Raw genomic sequence first — 18,702 nt, 5'->3', positions numbered from 1 at the left:
ATGGCTCCAAAGTTTCGTTTCGGTAAGAACGCCATTATTCGCGTGGCCCCCGTCACCGCCTTCACCGGAGAACTGGCCACCAAGCCCGCCACCGCCGCTTTCAAGCTCCTGTGCCTTGCGTCCGAAGTGACCATCGGCATTGAGAACACCACCATCGACATCGAGAACTTCTGCACGGGCGGGCGCACCATCTCCGTGCGTGACGGGGGCCGCGACGGCACCATGAGCCTGGGCGAGACCACTTGGGTCGAAGACGATCCCGCCGTGGTGATCATGCAGACCGCCGCGTTTGCCGAAACCGAAACGGGCGGCCTGGTGTACGTGGAAGTGTTGCCCCTCGGTGCGGGCGCGGGCAAGCCAGTGTTCGATCTGGTGGTCGATGTGCGCACCTGGGAACTGACCGTACCCAGCAAGGGCGTCATCACGGCCACCCACGAGCTCAGCGTGCAGGAAGGCCCCCTCCCCGGCGTCATCCCCGCCTAAGCCGCGTGATCTGGCGTGACGTGTGGAACGACACGCCCAGACTGGTGATTCTCTCTGAGGAAGACGCACAGGACGGCGTGATTGAAGACGCCGTCCTGTTCCTTTTGGAGCTCCTCCCCAGTCCCGTGACCGTTTCGGACGCTGAAGGCCACCGCCTGAGCGTCACCTTGCCCCTCGACCTGCCTGAAGGCGTCGGGATGTATCCCCATATCGACCTGCCCGTGGAGACCCCAAATGAAGAAAAACAAATTGATTCTGACCACCCGCTTCCATGAAAACCGCCCCGTGTCGATTGGTAATGTGGGTTTCTGGAGCAAGCGCCTGAACGGCGAAGAGGAAATGCTGTTGCAAGAGGTGAACCTCAGCGGCATCTCCACCAAGACGGTTGACCGCCTGCACGCCGAAATTGACCTGGTGCGCCACCTGCTGAATTCCCGCAAACAGGGCGAAGGCTACCTTGACCGGGACTGGGTCACTCAGCATGTAGGGAAAGTCAGCGGCACACGCCTGATTTCCTACCTGCGGACAGGCGAGGGGCTGGCTCCCGGCGAAACGCTCGACCTGCCGGTGTTCGAGCCGATCGAGCTCGAAGGCCGCACTTTCACAGCCCGCGCCCTGAGCTACGCCGAGGTGCTGGCCGCCGCTGAGAAGGCTGACGAGCTGGACGCCCTGACGGTGGCTGACGACGCGCAGAGCCTGAGCGAGGTTGAAGTGCTCGACGGCGAAGACTCGGCAGCCATGTTCGAACGGGTGCGTGGGAAAGCCTTCGAGTTGCAGGGCCGTTCCAAAATCATCATCCGGGCTACAGCCGACCTGCTCGCGGACAACCTGAACGCCCGGATTGCCGACGACGGCGCGGCCATTGACGGCGCGTGGCTGCTGTCGCACCTGATGAACGAGGGCCTCGGTCAGGTCACGGCCTACCTGCGCGACGGCTCGACGCCGGACGACGAGCCCGAAGAGGGTGAGACCCCAAACGCCGGGGCGGACGCCGCCGCGTCGACCTAGCCCCGATTGATTGGGGAGAAATCCTATGCGACATCGTGGAGCATTACCCGGCTTACACTTGGCGGGCGGCCTGCGACGAAGCCAGTCTGGTGCTGGCGGTGCTGTTCGGACGAATTCCCGGCATCCATTACAAGCGGGCGTGGCCGGTGGCCCAGCTCACGGCCATGCTCGGCAACGTCAACGGCGGCAAAAGCAAGGGCGGGGGCAACACGCCGGACTGGAAGCTGTTCAAGGGTTCGGAGTTCCTGCCTGCCTACGCCCGCACACCTGACTTGGACGGCCCCCAACTGCTGGCCCCCCACCACTGTGCGGCGCTCGCTGAAGCCCTGGAGAACAAGCACCTCGCCCACGCGAGTTGGGTGGTGCAGCTCGTGGCCGCCGATGACTCCCTGGAGCGCATCTTCACGGTGGCCGAGCAGTACCTGGCCTTGGACGCTGGTGCTCCAGCTTAATTTGGGGGTGAATCCAGCATTCCACGGCACCTGACGGGGCTGGGTGTGCGTCCACCCGGCCTTTGAGGGGGAAAATCTGCTATTGCCCGCAGCCGCGCTTTCCCCTTTGCTTAACGTGATTCACTCATAATAGTGACCAGGGCGATTCCAGTATCCACGCAAGTCATCTTGCTCTGTATAGCTTCCTGGGTGTCAGAGAGCTGGTTCATAACGAAGATCATTGGGAGATCTTGTCCAGTTTCGCTCTTGATCAAATTTTTGATGTTGGTCGCAATGTCAGCCACCTTTTCTCCGTTTTCCGGGCAGGCTGCATCTAACCGCGCAAAGGCCGTCGCCATCTGGGGGTCGTTCCGTTCTCGGCCATCGCCAGTAGCTAGCAATTGAGCGGGGGTCATTCCAACTGTGGAATTCGAAGTGGCCGTAGTGGTACTTCCGCATCCTCGAAACATGAACATCAGAAAGGCAATCCCGCCAAGCAATAGTAGGCCCGTGACGGCATTGAGGGCCATGCGCTTCTGAGGCGATAACGCGGCTACGGCAGCAGCATTCTTCCGATTCCGTTCCGCCTTAGCAGCAGCCTGTTCCTTTTTATTCATATCCCCAACCGTACCCCACATCTTTTGAGCGAGGGGCTTCACTTGCCCAACCCTCTTCAAGATGAAAGTACGTAAACCGCTAAAGCACGTTATTTAGGGAGCTTTTGCCGAGGCTGGGCCACCAGTTCAAGGTCTAACTCATCCAGAATACGTTGCCAGTTCTCAGGGACGCGCCCAACCGTGCCATTCAACAACTTGGAGACAGCGGGGCGCACTAACCCGGTACGTCGAGCCAACTCACCCTGCGAAAGCTCACGCTCAGTCATCGCTTCCTGCACCGCCTTTCTGACCTGCTCATTCATTCCAGTCACAATATCACCCCTCTAGATGGTAGCAGCTATTGCTTCCGGTAGCAATGGATGCTACTATGCAGGAACCAAAGAAAGCTCAGCGCCTAGGAAACGCGCCTTCTTTGGAATCCGAACTAGAGGTGGATTAATGACAGTTTACACCGAAGCACACGCAAAAGCACCCGCCATCACCCGCACTTGGGAAGTTGTCACCCTGTACCGCGAATGCGGTGTGGTGACGGACAAAGCACGTGACATCGTGACCCTGACCCGCACGGCGGCAGGCATCGAAGGCACAGTCAACTGTGAGCCCGTAGAGGCCATCAAAGCCATCGCCCTGCTGCACGGCGCTCACGACCTGACCGTCATCAGTGAGAAGCTGGAACCCGCCGCTATCGGCAAGCCTGCCGCCGAAAGCCTTCACCGCCGTTTGGCCCGCGCTGGTGTGCCGAGCAAAGAGCATTACGGCTTCGCCTCCGCTGCACTGGACACGCCTGTCTACAGCCTCGCCCTCTTGACCGCTGACGAACGGGACACGGTGCTGGCTTTTCTGTCCTTCACGCACGGCAAGGAGCGGGCGGCATGATGAAGTCCACCCCCCAGTTGGACAGGAAATATAAGCTGGCGAACGTCAGCATCAGCATTAATGAGCTGGAATCCATCAGCAGCCTTATTGCGACTACCGTAGAGGTTGACCAAGACGGGCGGTTCCTGATTGCTTTCGATACCGAAAATGATCGCCACACGGCCAGTTTGGTGCTGAGCGCCCTGCGGATGCACCTCTGGCGCAATCACAGGCGAGATCACGAGTGATTCGCGGCGGCGATGCGTACAGGTCGAAGCATCGCCGCCGCGCCCAGCAACACGGCGCGGTTGGCAGCTTCGACAAGTGGGATGTTCAGATCAGGTTCGGCAAACAGAAAGGGCTATGTCATTACTGTGATGAAAAGCTTGACCTCATCGGCCCGAACAAGTTTCAGGTAGACCATTTCATTCCGCTCAGCAAAGGGGGCAGCAACTATATGAACAACCTCGTATGCGCGTGCCCCGACTGCAACCGGGCGAAGTCAGACAAGATGCCTTGGGAGTACCGCCCAGCGCGGTTTGAAGTGGGGTGCAAAAGAGATGGGTAAGTCGGCTGTGGTTGGGGAGCGTCAATGCACGAAATGTCAGCGTATTTTGCCCGAGACTTCCAAATTCTTTTACCGCGATAGGGGCGCTTGGGCAGCTCGCTGCAAGCCGTGCTTTATTGCAAAGCAGAAGGACTGGGCACTGTCTAAACGGGTCGCAGGAATCTATGTCATCCAACACTGCTCATCGGGACAGGTTTATGTTGGGAGCGCAGGCTGCTTGCGGCAGAGATGGAGTCAACACCGACATCTTCTGCGCTCGGGAAGGCATCACTCGCCCCGGTTACAACGCGCATGGACGCGAGATGGAGAAAAAGCCTTTGCCTTCAAAGTGCTGGAGTTAGTGGATCGGGAAGACTTGCTGATAACAATTGAGCAGGCTTGGATTGAGTTTTTGGGGGCGTACAACAAGCGCGGTGGGTACAACGCCCTCCCGCAAGCCGGACGCGTCACGGGGTACCAGCACACTGAGGAAACCAAGGCGTTACTGCTTAAGCAAAACGTTGCTAAGGCGCAGGCTTACATCGTCACGTTTCCTGATGGGCGGGAAGAAGAAGTGCAGCATTTGGGCCAGTTCTGCCGTGAGCGTGAGCTTCACACCAGCACGATGTTTCAAGTGGGCAAAGGTTCAAAACGAACCTACAAAGGATATTCATGTCGCCTCGCCACCATGTCGCGAGAGGCTTGGGAATCAAATGTTGCTCTAGAAGAAGCGAGGGTAGTCGCCAAAAGAGATCCAAACAACCGCAGATTCCCAACACAGCGGCGAGTTTTGATACACCCCGATGGCACAAGGCAGGAGTTTGTAAATATTTTAAAAACGGCCAAAAGCCTTGGCGTGCCCCCTCGCACCTTCCATGCATTTGTGACTGGAGAATATAAAACGCCTGTTCTGTTTGCAGGCTACGCAGTTCAAGACATCCATTAGCTCTGAATCCTGATGTAGCTACAAAACCGCCTTTTGGGGCGGTTTTTTGATCGCGTGGAGGTGATCTTCTCTGTCTACTCAAGTCGCGTCGGCCCATTTAGACGTCACCGCCAACACCGGGCGTGCCCGGCAGGCCCTGCAAGACTTTGCCAAGCAGGCCCAGACCCAGTTGGCCGGGCTGACCGGCCTCAAGCTGGAAGCCACCGTCAAGCTCAAGGCCCCCACCAAGGCTGAGCTGAACGCCGCCCTGTCCGGCCTGAAGGGCGAAAAGACAGTCAAGATCGCCATCGACTCGGCAGACGCGGCTACCCGGATCGCGCAGATTCGCACTCTGCTGACCAGTCTCGGCACCACGGTGTCGGGCTTGTTCAACATCAACACGGCGGGTTTTGGGGCCATCCTCTCTGGCGGAACAGCCATGATTACTCAGTTTCAGGCGGTTGTCGCTGAGCTGAAGCGCGTCTTGGCGGAAATCCGCAACACGCGGCCTCCTAACGGGCCACCCGCTGGGGGCGGCGGGGGTGGCGGTGGAGCGAACCTCAATCCGTATGCCGCCCAGCTCAAGGCCCTGCAAGGTGACTTGCGGAACAACATTCTCTCCACTGCTCAGTTTGAAACGGCCACCCGCGCCCTGAAAGCGCAGATTGACGCTGAAATCGTCTCGCTGCGGAGCCTCGGGGTGCTCACAGCGGATCAGCAACGGAAATTGGATGCTTTGCGGGCGGCATCCGGCACGGTCGCGCAGGCTTTGGGGCGGGTCGGCACTTCGGCGGGCGCGGGCATTCAGCAGCTAGGACGTGAGCTAGGGGTAGCGCAGTCGCAATACGAGCGGGGCGCGATTGGTCTGCGTACCTACTTGCGCGAAATGGAGCGCATCCGCACGGCTGGGGCTTCGCTCGCCACGGGTTTACGCGCAGGCAGTACCGAAGCTCGCAACCTGGAACGGGTCATGGGTGGGCTGTCCACAGCAGCTCGTAACATCAACTCCACGTCCATCACGAAGATTCGGACGGATATGGCTGCTGCCCGTGCTGAATTTGAGCGTGCCACCGTCGCGGCAGGTAGCTTTACGGCCAAACGCGCTGCTTTGCAGTCCTACGAAGCTTCTATGCGGGCGCTCGAACAGCGCATCCAGGCGGTGGGGCAGCGCAGCAACGTCAGCGAGAAGCAGATGCGTGCTTTGGCTCAGGCGACTCAGCAACTCGCTTCTCAGCGGGGAGCCTTGCAGGGCATCTTCACGCCTCTGGGTTTATCGGGCGGCATTCTTAATGCCCTGCGCTCCCTGCCCCAGTTTGCGGCTCAGGCAGGCGGGAGCCTAGGGGCCGCTGCCGCGCAGGCCACCGGGTTTGCGGGCGGTCTGGGAGGCATTCTGGCCGCTGCTGGGCCAGTCGGTTTGGCGATTGCGGGCGTGACGGCTGGAGTGGTGGCCTTTACCGCTGCGGGCGTGGCCTCGGTCGGGGCGTTCGGCACCTTTGAGAACGGCATTCAGAACGCGAAAGCAACGCTGGGGCTGTTCGGAGAAGAGGGCAAGGCACTTGGCAAAGAGCTGGCGGGACTGGCGCAAGATCCCTCGCTGACCAAGCTGGGCTTTAACTCCAACCAAGCCGCTGCTGCGATTGAAGAACTCGGCTCTCGTGGCCTGAGTACCTCTGAGATCATCAGCGGTGGCCTGCAAACGGCGGCCAAGCTTGCTGCTGCATCGGGCGTTAAAGACCTCACCGTGTCTTCCGAAATTCTGGTCGGCTCTATGCGGGCCTTCGGGCTGGAAGGGGCAGCCGCGGCCAAAGTGCCGGATTTGCTGGCAGCGGCCAGCAACGTTTCTGCATTGCGGCTCGACGATTTTCGCCTAGCTATCGCAGCAGGCGGTAGCGCCGCTCGAACCGCAGGCATCGACATCACTGAATTCACCACCGTGATGAGCCTGATGCGCGACCGCCTGATCGGGGCGTCGGACGCAGGCACTAGCTTCAAAGCGTTTACGGCGGCGTTTACGTCTAACTCCCAGCCTGCCCAGGCTGCGATGGATAAAATCGGGTTCTCTGCCTTCGATTCGGCAGGCAAGATGAAAAGCTTGCGCGAGATCACACAGCAGCTCGCGGAAGGGCTGGAAGGCTATACCGACAAGCAGCGCCTCGCCACGCTCGAAACAATCTACGGTAGCGACGGGATTCGCACCGCGACCACCCTGCTCGATGCTTACAACGGCGCTAATGCTCAGGGCACACGTCTGCTCGACGAACGCAGTGCGGCGGTAACCCAGACTGGGCTTGCCGACCTTGCTGCTAAAGAGCGCACTGACAGCTTAGTGGCGGCGCAGGCGGAGCTATCCAACAAAATTTTGCTGCTCAAGCAAAGTTTGGGCGCAGAGCTGGCCCCCGCTGCGGAAGCGGTGGTCGTCGCCCTCACTGGACTTGTGGATTGGCTTGGCAAGACAGGCCCTGCTCTTGAAGAGCTGCGAGGTTATTTAATTCCTGCGGGAGTGGCCCTGATTGCCTTTAAAGGCAGTGTCATTGCCACAGCCACAACCGCGGCTTGGGGTACATTAGCTGGCGTTTTGACAGCTTTGCCTGCGCTTATAGCAGCCGTAGGCGCGTCGCTCGCAGCGTTCGTCGCCTCCAACCCTATCGGTCTTATTGCCACTGTTGCCGCAGGCATCGCGGTCTACGCCAATAATATTTTTAATGACATCCAGAAAATCTACGATGCCACTGATCAGTTAGCCGCTCAGAGCAGCGGCACTATGCTAGCGAGGGTCGCAGAGCTTAACGCAGTGGGAACCGAATTGGCAGATGCTCAGGCACGCCATTTGCTTGCGTTGGACGGTTTAACACAGGCGCAAAAAGGCAACTTTTCTGGTTCTAATTTTTTCACTGGGGAAAGGTATTTCACTGTCGATCCCGAAGCGGTCAAAGCCGCAGAAACACGTCTGGCGGCAGCCAAAGCAGAACTGGAAGCCGCCAAAGAGCGCAACCGCATTCGCAACCCCAACACATTGCCGGGTCAGGGGCCTCTCCAGCCTGGTCAAGTGCGGACTGGGCCAGCCAGCGATTTCGGATTGGCGGTGGCCCAGCAGACCCTGATCAAAACAGGCAACCAGCAGGCCGACGCCGTCGTGAACTTCTGCTCCAAATGGGTGCGCCTCACGCTGGGCCAAGCACAACCGGAGATCGCCGGGTACATCAACCGCATCTTCAGTGACAGCAACAGCGATGGGCGCGTCAACGCCAACGACGCAGCCAACAATGCCCGCAAAGCGGGGTTGCTGCGCGGGTATACGGGTGTCAGTGACCTGAAACCCGGCGATACCGTGTTCTACGAAGATGGTGGCGACGGGCATGTGGGCATCTATATCGGGGACGGCCTGGTGCGGGGCAACAACCGCGTCAGCAACAAGGCCACAGGCAATCCGGTGGGTAATGTCGGGGTGAACCAGCTGGGTAAAGTCACGGGCTTTGTCCGGGCCGACGACCTTGCGGGTGCGGCAAAAGGCGGCCAGGCGGGAACAGCGGCAGGGAATGCTGCAGCAACAGCCGCCGCCAATACCCAAATCGAGAAACTGAACAAACAAGCCCAGAGCCTGTACAACCAGCAGCAACTGGCCTTGAAGTCGGGCAACAAGGTGTGGCTCACCAAGGTCAACACCGACATCGCCGCCTTCAAAAAAGCCCACGCCAACGTTTGGAAAACCATCACCCAGACGAACAAGGACGGTTCGGCCAGCTCCGTCAAGGCCGCTGAGGTCACGGCCGCCGAGTACGCCAAATTTCAGAAGCGCGCCAAGGAACTCGCCGCCCTGGAAGCCCGCACCAAGGGACAGGGGGCGGCCTCCGCTGCGGCAGGACGGGAAATTGCCGCGTTCACCAAGAACAATCCGGTGGCCGCCAAGGTACTGGACTTTGAGCGTCAGGCCCTGAAAGAGCGCGAGCGCCTCGCCAAAGAGGCCAAGGCCCTCGCCAAAAAAGCCTCGGATGAGCAGGCGTCAGTGGCCCGTGAGGCCGCCCAGGGGCAGGTGGCTGCGGCCCGCTCGTCCTTGGAACGGCTCAAAACCATTCAGACCCGCGCTCTCGTCAACGCTGGAGACGATGTCACCGCCCGCGCCAAGATTGCCCGCGACGGAGCGAATGCGATTGCGGGGGCAGAGAAAAAGATTGCTGCCGCGCAACTCAAGATTGACCAAACCGAAGCCCGTGGGCTGGCCCCCGCCAACCGTCAGGCCGGGCTGGATCAGGCCCAAACCGACTACGCCAACAGCCTGCGCGAAATCGAAACCGACCGCCTGCGGGCCATCAAAGAATCGGGCAAGACCATCCAGGAAGAGCAGAGCAAGCTTGATCAGCAGTTGCGGGAAGGCCGGGTGGCCGATGCCCGCCTCACGCTCGACCGGATTACGGGACTGAATGAGCGTGAACTGATCCGTTTCAAGGGCACGGCGGAACAGCGCATCAAGATCGTGGCCCGGCAAGCGGGGGCGGAAGCGTCCGCCGCACTGAAGGTCGCCCAGGCCCAGAAGAAGAGCGACGACGCGGCGGCCCGTGCCCTTCCGGCAGGAGAGCAGGCGGCGGCCCTGGCCCGCTCAAAGAAAACTTTCGAGAATGCCCAGCGCGAGATCGAAAACACCCGTCTTCGCGTGGTGCGCGAGGGGAACGACGCCCTGAAGGCAGAGCGTGACCAGTTCGAGGCTCAACTGCGGGAAGGCCGGGTGGCCGACGCCCGACTGACCCTCGACCGGATCGCGGGGCTGAACGAACGCGAGTTGGTTCGCTTCAAGGGCACCGCTGAAGAGCGGATCAAGATTGTCACCCGTCAGGCGGGCGTCGAAGCAGCCGCCAAGCTGAAACTGGCTGAGGCACAGAAGAAACTCGACGACGCGGCTGCCAAGGCCTTGCCTGCCGGTCAACAGGCCGCCGCCCTCACCCGTTCGAAGACGACGTTCGAGAATGCCCAGCGCGAGATTGAGACCACCCGTCTTCGTGTGGTGCGCGAGGGGAACGACGCCCTGAAGGCAGAGCGCGACCAGTTCGACGCGCAGGTGCGTGAAGGGCAGGTAGCACAGGCCCGCCTCACTTTGGAGCGCATCGAGCAACTCAACGAGCAAGAACTCCAGCGTTTTGCTGGTACGGCGGCCCAGCGTGAGGTCATCATCCGGCGGCAAGCCGATGCCGAACTGGCGGCCAAAAAGCAAATTGCTGTTGCTCAGAAAAAGATCGACGATGCAGCCGCGCGGGCGCTGGCTCCAGCGCTGCAAGCGGGTGCACTGGGCACCGCGACGACCACCTCTCAAAACGCGATTCGGGCGGCCCAGATCGACCGCGACCGCACCGTCCAGGAAGCCAAAGCGGCGACCAGAGAGGAACTCACCCAAAGTACAGCCCGTCAGAAAGCGGTACAGGCGCTAGAACGTGACCTGCGGCAACTCAACGAACGCTTTGCCCAGCAGGTGAAGGCCGGAACCGTCACGGCAGACAGCGTGCTGCGCTACAAGCAAGCGCTCGAAGACTTAAGGGCCAAGGCATCTGAACTGCCCGCCACCTTGCAGGCCACCATCAAGGCCCTGCTCACCCAAAGTGGCACCCTTGGCACGCAGGGCCAGGGGATTGCCAACTACCGCAGCGAGATCGACAAGCTGCGCGAAGCCGTAGAGAAGTGGGCGTATGCCGAACTGACGGCCGCCCGAGCCCGTGTGATTGCCAATGGGGGCGATCCGAAGAAGCTGGCGCTGCTTGATGCAGAGATCGCCAAACGCAAGACCCTGACTGGGGTACAGCTCGGCCAACTGCAGGCGGAGAATGCGGTGGCTGCCGCCCGTACTGGCAGTGAGACGCTTGAAGGCCAACTGGGGAATGCTCAGGCCCAAGCCAAGGGCAACCTGGCCACCCTCTATCAGCTTGAACTGGATTTCGGCGAGAAGATTCAGACCGCGCGAGACGCCCGTGCCCGCGTCGAAGCCGACGAAGAAATCCGGCAGGTCAACGAGAAGTACAAGAAGCTGGGTGAACTCGAAGGATTGAGCCGTCAACAGCGGCTTGAACTCGCGGCGGCACAGGACAAAGCTCTGGCCGACATCGACACCCGTCTCGGCATCGTTACAGCCAAAAACGCCAGCGATCGCAGCGCTGCCGAGTTGAACGCCAAGAACGCCCTCGACGCGGCCCTGCTCTCCGCAGACCGGGCCACCCGCGACACCATCCGGAAGAACGCACTCGACCTGCTGGCCCGCCAGACCGCCGATCTGGAAGCCCGACAGGCGGAGGAACTCTCTGCTGAGGGCCTGACCCAGGCGCAGGTGCTGGAGATCCGCAAGCGCTTCCAGCCCTTGCTGGTTGCGCAGAAACAGAAAGAAGTGGCCGCCAGTCGTGAGATTGAAACACAGGCCGAGAACGACCGCTACAGCGATGCAGTGGAGGCAGCACGGCAAAACGGCACTCTCCAGACGGTGGCCGCCAAGCTGCTCGCCGAGCACACCTCCAATCTAGGAGCGATTGAGCGGCGCGGCACCGACGCCGTGCGCGATTACGAGCTGAGCACCAAGCGCGATGTGGGGCAGGCAGTCCTCGCTGCCGCCAAAGCGACCAGCGACGACCTAGTCAAGGTTGGACAGGAGCGGATTGACCGCGAGCTGGAAGGCCTGTCCGAGATGAACGAATCCCAGCGGCAACTGGCCGTCCAGACCCTGGAATTCTGGCGCGAGGTGTACACCGCACAGGGGACAGTCGGGAAGGCTGCCATGGCCGACGTGGACGCGGCTATTGCCAAGATCGGGGCTGCAGGACGCACCGCTCGGAGGCAGACCGCTGACCTGGGCGTGGTGGATGCTGCGCTGCCCGGCACCTTCGCCCGTGACCTGAACGGCATAGGCAAAGACGAAGACGCTGACGACGCCCGTGCGACGGCGGAGGCGAAATACAACGGGCTCCTGGAGACCTATCAGGGCTTCCTGAAGAAGACAGAGGACGCCGCTCGTCAGTTCGAGGGCCTCTCCGATGACCAGCTCACTCCGGATGAACGCCTCACCCGCGATGGACTGCTTGCCAACATCGTCCTCTACGACGGGTTTATCGCCCAGATCACCGGCAAGGCCAAAGAGGCTGGCACCAAAGCTGCTGCTGCTTTCACGCAGGCTGAAGCCGACAAAACTGAAGAAGCTCGCCTTGCGCTGGCGGAGGCAGAATACGCCCGTGCACAGCAGGCCGGGACAGATGGCAGCGTTGCATATCGAGCAGGGCTCAATACCTCACTGGCCTATTGGCGAGCACGCAAAGATGGGCTCAAGACCGATAGCCCAGAATATCTGGCTGCGCTGCAAAAGGTCACTGAGTTGGAAGGCAAGTTGCTGGCAGTCAGTCCGGAGAAAACTGCAGATCAGAATCAGCTTGCTTCACAAGCCTTGGATGAAGCCGAATATGCTCGGGCTCAGCAGGCCGGGACAGATGGGAGTCCAGCCTACCGGGAAGGCTTGAATGCATCTTTGGCTTACTGGAAGGCCCGCCTGGTCGGGCTCGACAAAAAGAGTCCGGAGTATCTCGCGGCCTTACAACAGGTCACTGATCTGGAAGGGAAAATCAAAGCGATCACTCCGGAGAAGTTGGCCGATCAAGAGCAGGAGGCTTCGCAAGCCCTACTTGAAGTGCGGTATGCACTGGCGGAAGCGGAAGGCAAAGATGGAAGTCCGGCCTATATCGCGGGTCTGAATGCTTCCCTGGCCTACTGGCGGGCTCGTCTGGAAGGATTGAAAAATGATGCCCCTGCTTATTTGGCAGCCCTGCAACGGATCAATGATCTCGAAGGCAAGATCGGCACGGCGCAGGCCAACACTCCCCTGGTCAACCGACTGAAAAACCTGTCGGGGATCGTCGGTAAGAACGGTACCTTCCAGAAGACCGTCACGGCGGGTCTGGATGGCCTCGCGGCGTATTTCGGGGCTGGTGGAGCCAAGAGCGGGAGGAAGGCCATTCTCGCCGGAGCTGAGGCGCTGGTCGGGGGCCTAGGCGAGGTTTTCAAAACGGGAAACGAGGAGACCGATCAGGTCATCTCCACCTTCGTCTCTGGCGTGCAGGGCACCCTCTCGGCGCTCGCCAAGGGCGATTGGATCGGGGCCATCATCGCTGGAGTCGCCACCGTGGTCTCCACCATCCTGGACATCTTCCAGGGTGGCAAGAAGTCGATGGCAAAGGCCAAAGCCGAAATCGAAGAGGCCACCAAAGGAATCAAATTCTTTGACCTCTCGAAGTACGCCAAGGTCGAAAGCCGGGGCGGGTTCTGGGGTTTCCTGGGCTTCAAGAAGTCGGTCATTGATCAGGAATCCGTGGACATCGCCCGCACCTTGGGTGACGCCATTTACGACGCCATCAGCGGCGGCATGCTGGATGGCATCAAAGCTGGCAAGACCTCGTTTGGTGAGCTGGGCATCGATCTGAAAAAGTCGCTGGCCCAAAACATCCTGCAGGGATTGATCGATGGCTTCCTCCAGGGCGCGATCATGAAAGATCTGATTCAACCGTTCCTCGACCAGTACATCGCGGCGCGGAAAACGGCTGACCCCACAGACGACGTGAAGGCGGCGGCTGACTTGCAAGCGGCCATCGTGACCGGCAACAACGAACTGGCGCAGTTCTACCAGGGCGTGCTGGTGCCGACCGCGCAGCAACTCGGCGTGTTTGGCAGCGACGCCACGAGCGCGTCTGCTGGACTTGGTGGAAATGCCGCCCAGCAATTGGAACTGCCTCAATCCGTGCAGGTGGCTCTGCGTTCGACTGACGCCCAAGCGCAGGCCCAGAACACGGCGGCCCTGTCGCGGGTCATCGAGAAACTGGACGGCACTGTGTCCAACCTGCAGCGCAGCGGCCTCACCGCCGAAGTGCTGATCACGCAACAAGCGCCCCCCGCCACCCGTGCCCGCGCCCGCACTGGCTACCTGTTCTAGGAGGTGACCCATGACCAACCCGAACGACCATCCGCCCCTCTACAAACTTGTCGTTCAGACCCATGCGGGCGTGTTCAAGCACGAGTTGGTGCTGGACGGCATCTTGGGGCTGCAACCGGGCCAACAGGCCCTCAACCTCACCGATGGCCCATCCCTCGAAGTCCGGCCCAATGGCGATTGCCGACAGGCCACCTTTGGGGGCGTGGGCGACCAACTGAACATTGGCTATGAGGACGTAGTGGACATCTTCTGGAGTGAGGACGGCGGCCTGACCTGGCGCTCCCGCTGGGCCGGGTACGCCGACACGGTGGCGCCCCGCCGAGATCCGGAACCGCACGGTTACGTGCTTAACGGCCTGCGGCAACGGTTAGACCGGGTGGAGGCCCGCTTGCCCATCGCACAGGCCGCGCCCAATCAACAGTTCGCGCAGTTGATGAACGACCTGATCGACTCCGGGCAGGTGGGGGAGGCGCTGCGGCGTCCGCCCCTGCCCGCATTGGGCACGGGTAGCCAGCGTGCCCGCATCCTGCCGCGCTATGAGTCGGTCATGGAGATTGCCGAGAAATGGCTGACGGGTGACCTCGAAGACGGCTCGCCGGGGCTGGGCGACTACGGCGTGAATGCCCAGCGCCTGCCGATCTGGGGGCCTGCTGAGGGACTGCACGTATTTGATGAGCAGGACGGCGTATTGATGAACGGCAAGGCGGGATCCAGCGCGAAACTTCGCACCCATGTTCGCGCCACCTGGACGAAGCCGGGACGCGGGCCGTATGCCGTGTTCGGTGAAAGCCTGTTGGCCGATCAGGAGGGGGTGCAGACCACGGCACTCATTCAGGTGGCTGATCCAGCGGTGTACGGTTACTCCAGCCGCCGCGAACCTTTGAAGCCACTCGCGTCCTACTTCACCCGCGCTCCCTGCACCTCCGTGGCTGCCCGCTGGACACCGGGCAGCGGCTACACCTCCACAGGCCGGGCCATTGCCACCAGCTCGGCCAGCGTCGTTCTTCGGGGGGTTACCGTCTGGGCACCTGCGCTGGTAGACGGCGGCGTCGACATCCTGAATGACGCCAGCATCACCACGGCTGTTTCGGTGCAAACGCCGGAGCCAACTTCAGGCGCACTGCCTGCCCAGGGCGGCACTTTCGAGATTGAGGCCACCTACGCGCCCAGTCCAGTGCCCTGGGGGGTGGCGGCTCACGCGGTGGGCGGCATCATCACGGGTTTCATTTTCGATCAGGTGCTCGACGTGCGTTGCCCACCCCCGGACGACGGCGGACTGCTGCTGTTTCCGGACGAGGTGCGTCAGTGGATCACCGAGCACTGGGACGCTTCCTTGACCAGCCGAGTGGCCGTGCGGATCGCCCGCACGGGTACGGGGCCGGTGCATTTGACCACGCTGGGGGCGCTGTTTCTCAACGAACCGGCGGTCAAGAAAGCAGTGCAGCGCCTCGCTCACTTGCCTGTTCAAGATCCGGAGAACATCCGAGTACCGGGCTGGAACGTGGAGCCGCGCGCTTGGGTGACCTGCATCTACCGGAACTCAGACGGCACCGAGCAGGGCCGTACCGAAGCGCGGCGGGCCGACCTCTACCGCTACACCATCGACGAAGGGGGCCAGCAATGGACGGAAGTGCAGGTCGCTCAGGCCGATGAAGCCGATGAACTGGCTTTTGCCGCCGTGCTGGAACGGCAGGCCAACCGCGCCGCCGTGCAGGCCAGCATGAACAGCAACTAGGAGAAGATATGCAGATCATCATCGGCACCCGCGATGGCCGCCCCTGGTTGGTGCCGTACCCAGCAGGGCACAAGGACGGTACGTTGGAATTCAACCGCACCCTGGCCCAGACGCGCGGCAGTGGCCGGGCATTCCAGACGGGGGCAGGCACGAGTAAAGCCCTGACGATGGAGATCGAGATTCCTCTCTCGAAACCCATCAATCCGGTGCAGGCCCCGTGGGATACGGGTGGACTGAATTCTGCCCTCATCACCCGCCGCAAAGAGTTTTGGGAAGGCGTGCTGGAGCGGGCCGAGCGCTGGTACTGCGGCGCACGTTTCCGGCAGGTGCTGGGGGTGGCGTCGTTCGACCGTTCGGAGTTCGCCGTGCTGCGGGCCACACTGAACCTGCGCGATCCGCTCTGGTACCTGAGTCCCGACGACCGCCGCCCCCGCCGCTATCCCTTCGAGAATGACCTCGGCCTCTACCCCCTGGGCATGTTGCGGGTAGTGGGCGAGGGCGACAGCTACTACGACGTGGAATACCTGGGCGGCATCGTGGGTACGTCTGTGGTGACGACCCTGCCCTACACCGGCCTCACCTTCTATCCCTTGGAGCTGACCTATGACGAATCCATCTAGACCCCGGGTACTGACTGAGCGGGATGCTGGCACCATGGACACCCTGATTCAACGGGGTGAAACGGCCATTACGGGCGCAGAGCAAAAAAGCGTCCAATTGACTGGCGTCATTGCCAGCGTACCGCAGCAAGTGCTGAATGCGGCCGCCCCAGCCCTCGCCAACCTCTATATGCAGACTCAGGGGGTGCAGGCCGCCATTACGGCCGCCCAGCTCGCTGCCACCACCCTGCCCAAGTTCAGAAGCACGTCCACCGTGAACCCGGTCGCGCCAACTCAGGCTGAACTGGACGCCAACCCCAACGGAATCGGGGGCCTGAAACTCACGGCAGACGGCGGCACCCAGCAGCTCGTGTGGACACCGCACACGCTGGCAGGGGCGTGGACGGCCATCGGAGCGCCCAGCGCGACAGCGGCCCAGGTACAAGCGGCTGAGTTCAACGCCGCAGCCAGCGTCCTCAGCGTGCAGGGCACTCAGCTCACCCGCGAGGTAGCCGCCACCTACACGCCGCCCGCCACGACCACCACCCTGCTGATTGAGGGGGCGCCTTACACGGTGGAAAACGGTGTGGTGCCGCCCCACGCGGGCAGAGGCGGGCTCTTCCTCCCCCTGGCGGGCGGCAAACATGCCAAGCGCATCACCGATGGCCGGGTGTTCGACCTGCGGGCCTGGAAGTTCGCCAACGGCGCAGATATTGGCCCCACCTTGAATTACCTGCTCAGAGATGTGGCCCTTAAAAAGCCGTGCCTGATCTTGATTCCCCCCGGTGCGTTTGTGCTGAGCGAAGCCGTCGCCCAGTACATCGGTCAAGAAGTGCAGGGTGTGGGTGCAGGCATTACGTACTTGACGGGGCAAGGGCCTGAGGAGTGCGTGTGGTACGTCAACCGCCATGCAAACGCGGCCAGTTTTGGCGGGGCACTCTTGGGCGTGACCCTGACCAACGGCAAACCCCCCGCAGGCGTAGGCCAGCCCGTCAATCTGAACGGATTGAAAGGCATCCGAATCAAAGGGCACGGCTTCCGGGTCGAAGGCTGCGAAATTGCCAACTTTACGCAGGGTCTGCGCTTCAACGACGGTGCTTACGCCGAGGTGAACGGCGTGGGCAACGATGAGCAGTCGTATTACAACGTGGTTCGCAATACCACGTTCGCCAGCTGTTACGCGGCTGTGCAGCTCCGGGGCGCGGCCAATCGCAACGACATTGGTGGCGTGTGGACGAACAACGATTACTGCATTGACTGTTCGCAGCCTGGCAACGTGTCCGAACACAACTGGATTCGCGGGAACATGGAAGGCAACAAAAATATTCTGTTGCCGGATTCAGGTACGGTCTATACCCAGAACTGGGACGTGGCGGTGGAGTGTTCCACTGCCAACACCCATGTCTGCGAGTTCCGCGATCCGGGCCGACAACTGTTTTTGCGCTTGGACATTGTGCCTGCGCCGAGACTCAATCCGCTCTGGGATGACCCGGTACCGGCCAATCGGCGCGGCGTGCGGTTCGTGCGGCATGTGGAAGGCGGGCGCTGGTCAACCCGCCTGTTTACCAACGGCAGCAGCGGTGGCTTGGGAATTGGCGCAGTCATCGATGAGGCGTTAGAGCTTCGGGCAACGTGGGATGAGCCGCTGAATCTAGGAGAGCGCGGCTTCATGTGGAGCAATGTGGCGACGGGCTTGTTATACGGCAAATCAGGGACTGCGCCCCCAAATAACGATACTGATGGACAACCGCTCGTGGCATCGGCTGAGGTCGTTTTCGCGTATGACCCTCCAATCATCCCTCCGGGTGGACTGGCACAGCATGAGTTCCCGATTCCGGGAGCTATTGTGGGTGATTTTCTGGAGGTCGCCAAACCGTATTACACGAAAGGTGTGATCGTAGACCCTGATCTGAGCAGCAACGGCAACGGCGTGTTGACCCTGTTCAATCCGAGTGGGGTTGAAGTCAGCCTGCCCGCAGGCAACTGGGCGGTCAAAGCCACCCGTAGACGAGGCTGAGCCGCCCCCTTCACACCGCCCACGCGTTCGGCTGCTGGGCGGTTTTTCTTGGCCTGAAGGAGGCCTATGAAACGATTGCTGTTCTTTCTGGCGCTGCTCTTGAGCGCCTGCTCTGTGACCGTGCCACCCCGCGACAACGCGCAGTGGACGACGACCGTGCTGGATACCCAGATCACTTGGCGTTGGGTCAGTCCGGGTGGACTGGGCGGCAACCTCGGCGGCTACGCCATCAGTGCACCGGGCGGCAAATCCTGCGTGGTGGACATCGACCCGTCCCTCTCCCGTGACCAGATTCCGATGGTGGCTGCGCATGAGGCGGGGCACTGCCTGGCGGGGCGCTACCTGATCCTCGGGTTTTCCCGCCCGGATCTCGGCCCGTATTTCGACAACCCGTTCGAGGGGTTCGCGCAGACCTACGCGCTGGCTTACCTTGCGGCGTGTGGGCAGTCCCTCAAGGCGTTGGGGTGGATCGATCTCCGTCCGTCTCGCTGCGAGGCCCCGCCCGATCCGCGCTCGATTCACCCCCCAGAGGTGCCCTAGTGGC

15 protein-coding genes are annotated in these 18,702 nt (G+C 61.4%); 13 read left to right on the top strand and 2 right to left on the bottom strand.

Annotated elements, in window-relative coordinates:
• From M1R55_RS29225 to M1R55_RS29210, 4 genes are read left to right on the top strand one after another with little or no spacing between them, the layout of a single operon-like run.
• Complete coding sequence (locus M1R55_RS29225; protein ID WP_249396632.1) at positions 1–483, top strand: hypothetical protein; 483 nt, start codon at positions 1–3, stop codon at positions 481–483.
• Between the two features lie 5 nt (positions 484–488).
• Complete coding sequence (locus M1R55_RS29220; protein WP_249396631.1) at positions 489–758, top strand: hypothetical protein; 270 nt, start codon at positions 489–491, stop codon at positions 756–758.
• Complete coding sequence (locus tag M1R55_RS29215) at positions 718–1,491, top strand: hypothetical protein (RefSeq protein ID WP_249396630.1); 774 nt, start codon at positions 718–720, stop codon at positions 1,489–1,491. Before M1R55_RS29220 ends, M1R55_RS29215 begins: the two co-directional genes overlap by 41 nt.
• 35 nt (positions 1,492–1,526) lie before the next feature.
• The gene (locus M1R55_RS29210; protein ID WP_249396629.1) at positions 1,527–1,943 is read left to right on the top strand and encodes a hypothetical protein; all 417 of its coding nucleotides are present in this window, start codon (positions 1,527–1,529) and stop codon (positions 1,941–1,943) included.
• A gap of 110 nt (positions 1,944–2,053) precedes the next feature.
• Here the strand turns inward: M1R55_RS29210 and M1R55_RS29205 are convergent, their stop codons facing one another.
• Positions 2,054–2,539, bottom strand: coding sequence for a hypothetical protein (locus tag M1R55_RS29205; protein WP_249396628.1), 486 nt, complete (start codon positions 2,537–2,539; stop codon positions 2,054–2,056).
• An 89-nt stretch (positions 2,540–2,628) separates the two neighbouring features.
• Positions 2,629–2,841, bottom strand: coding sequence for a helix-turn-helix transcriptional regulator (locus tag M1R55_RS29200; RefSeq protein WP_249396627.1), 213 nt, complete (start codon positions 2,839–2,841; stop codon positions 2,629–2,631).
• A 136-nt stretch (positions 2,842–2,977) separates the two neighbouring features.
• Between M1R55_RS29200 and M1R55_RS29195 the strand changes: the two genes are divergently transcribed.
• The 9 genes from M1R55_RS29195 to M1R55_RS29160 all read left to right on the top strand — a co-directional run bounded on the left by M1R55_RS29195 (position 2,978) and on the right by M1R55_RS29160 (position 18,698).
• The gene (locus M1R55_RS29195; protein WP_249396626.1) at positions 2,978–3,415 is read left to right on the top strand and encodes a hypothetical protein; all 438 of its coding nucleotides are present in this window, start codon (positions 2,978–2,980) and stop codon (positions 3,413–3,415) included.
• A complete protein-coding gene (locus M1R55_RS29190; RefSeq protein WP_249396625.1) occupies positions 3,412–3,642 on the top strand; it encodes a hypothetical protein in 231 nt (76 codons plus the stop codon). The genes M1R55_RS29195 and M1R55_RS29190 overlap by 4 nt, the downstream gene beginning before the upstream one ends.
• Entirely contained in the window at positions 3,639–3,962 is a 324-nt protein-coding gene (locus M1R55_RS32545) for an HNH endonuclease (protein ID WP_371827345.1), read from the top strand. The genes M1R55_RS29190 and M1R55_RS32545 overlap by 4 nt, the downstream gene beginning before the upstream one ends.
• Positions 3,955–4,887, top strand: coding sequence for a GIY-YIG nuclease family protein (locus M1R55_RS29185; protein WP_249396624.1), 933 nt, complete (start codon positions 3,955–3,957; stop codon positions 4,885–4,887). The genes M1R55_RS32545 and M1R55_RS29185 overlap by 8 nt, the downstream gene beginning before the upstream one ends.
• Positions 4,888–5,056: 169 nt before the next feature.
• Complete coding sequence (locus tag M1R55_RS29180) at positions 5,057–13,807, top strand: phage tail tape measure protein (RefSeq protein WP_249396623.1); 8,751 nt, start codon at positions 5,057–5,059, stop codon at positions 13,805–13,807.
• A 10-nt stretch (positions 13,808–13,817) separates the two neighbouring features.
• Entirely contained in the window at positions 13,818–15,542 is a 1,725-nt protein-coding gene (locus M1R55_RS29175; protein WP_249396622.1) for a hypothetical protein, read from the top strand.
• An 8-nt stretch (positions 15,543–15,550) separates the two neighbouring features.
• Positions 15,551–16,162 (top strand): hypothetical protein, encoded by a 612-nt coding sequence (locus tag M1R55_RS29170; RefSeq protein ID WP_249396621.1) that lies wholly within the window; start codon positions 15,551–15,553, stop codon positions 16,160–16,162.
• On the top strand, positions 16,146–18,158 hold the full coding sequence (locus M1R55_RS29165) for a hypothetical protein (protein ID WP_249396620.1): 2,013 nt from the start codon (positions 16,146–16,148) through the stop codon (positions 18,156–18,158). Before M1R55_RS29170 ends, M1R55_RS29165 begins: the two co-directional genes overlap by 17 nt.
• A gap of 66 nt (positions 18,159–18,224) precedes the next feature.
• On the top strand, positions 18,225–18,698 hold the full coding sequence (locus M1R55_RS29160) for a hypothetical protein (protein ID WP_249396619.1): 474 nt from the start codon (positions 18,225–18,227) through the stop codon (positions 18,696–18,698).
• The last annotated feature ends 4 nt before the right edge of the window (positions 18,699–18,702 follow it).

The sequence above is a fragment of the Deinococcus sp. QL22 genome, from assembly GCF_023370075.1.
In the GTDB taxonomy this organism is placed as follows: Bacteria; Deinococcota; Deinococci; order Deinococcales; family Deinococcaceae; genus Deinococcus.
This window is presented reverse-complemented; position numbering and strand designations above follow the sequence as displayed.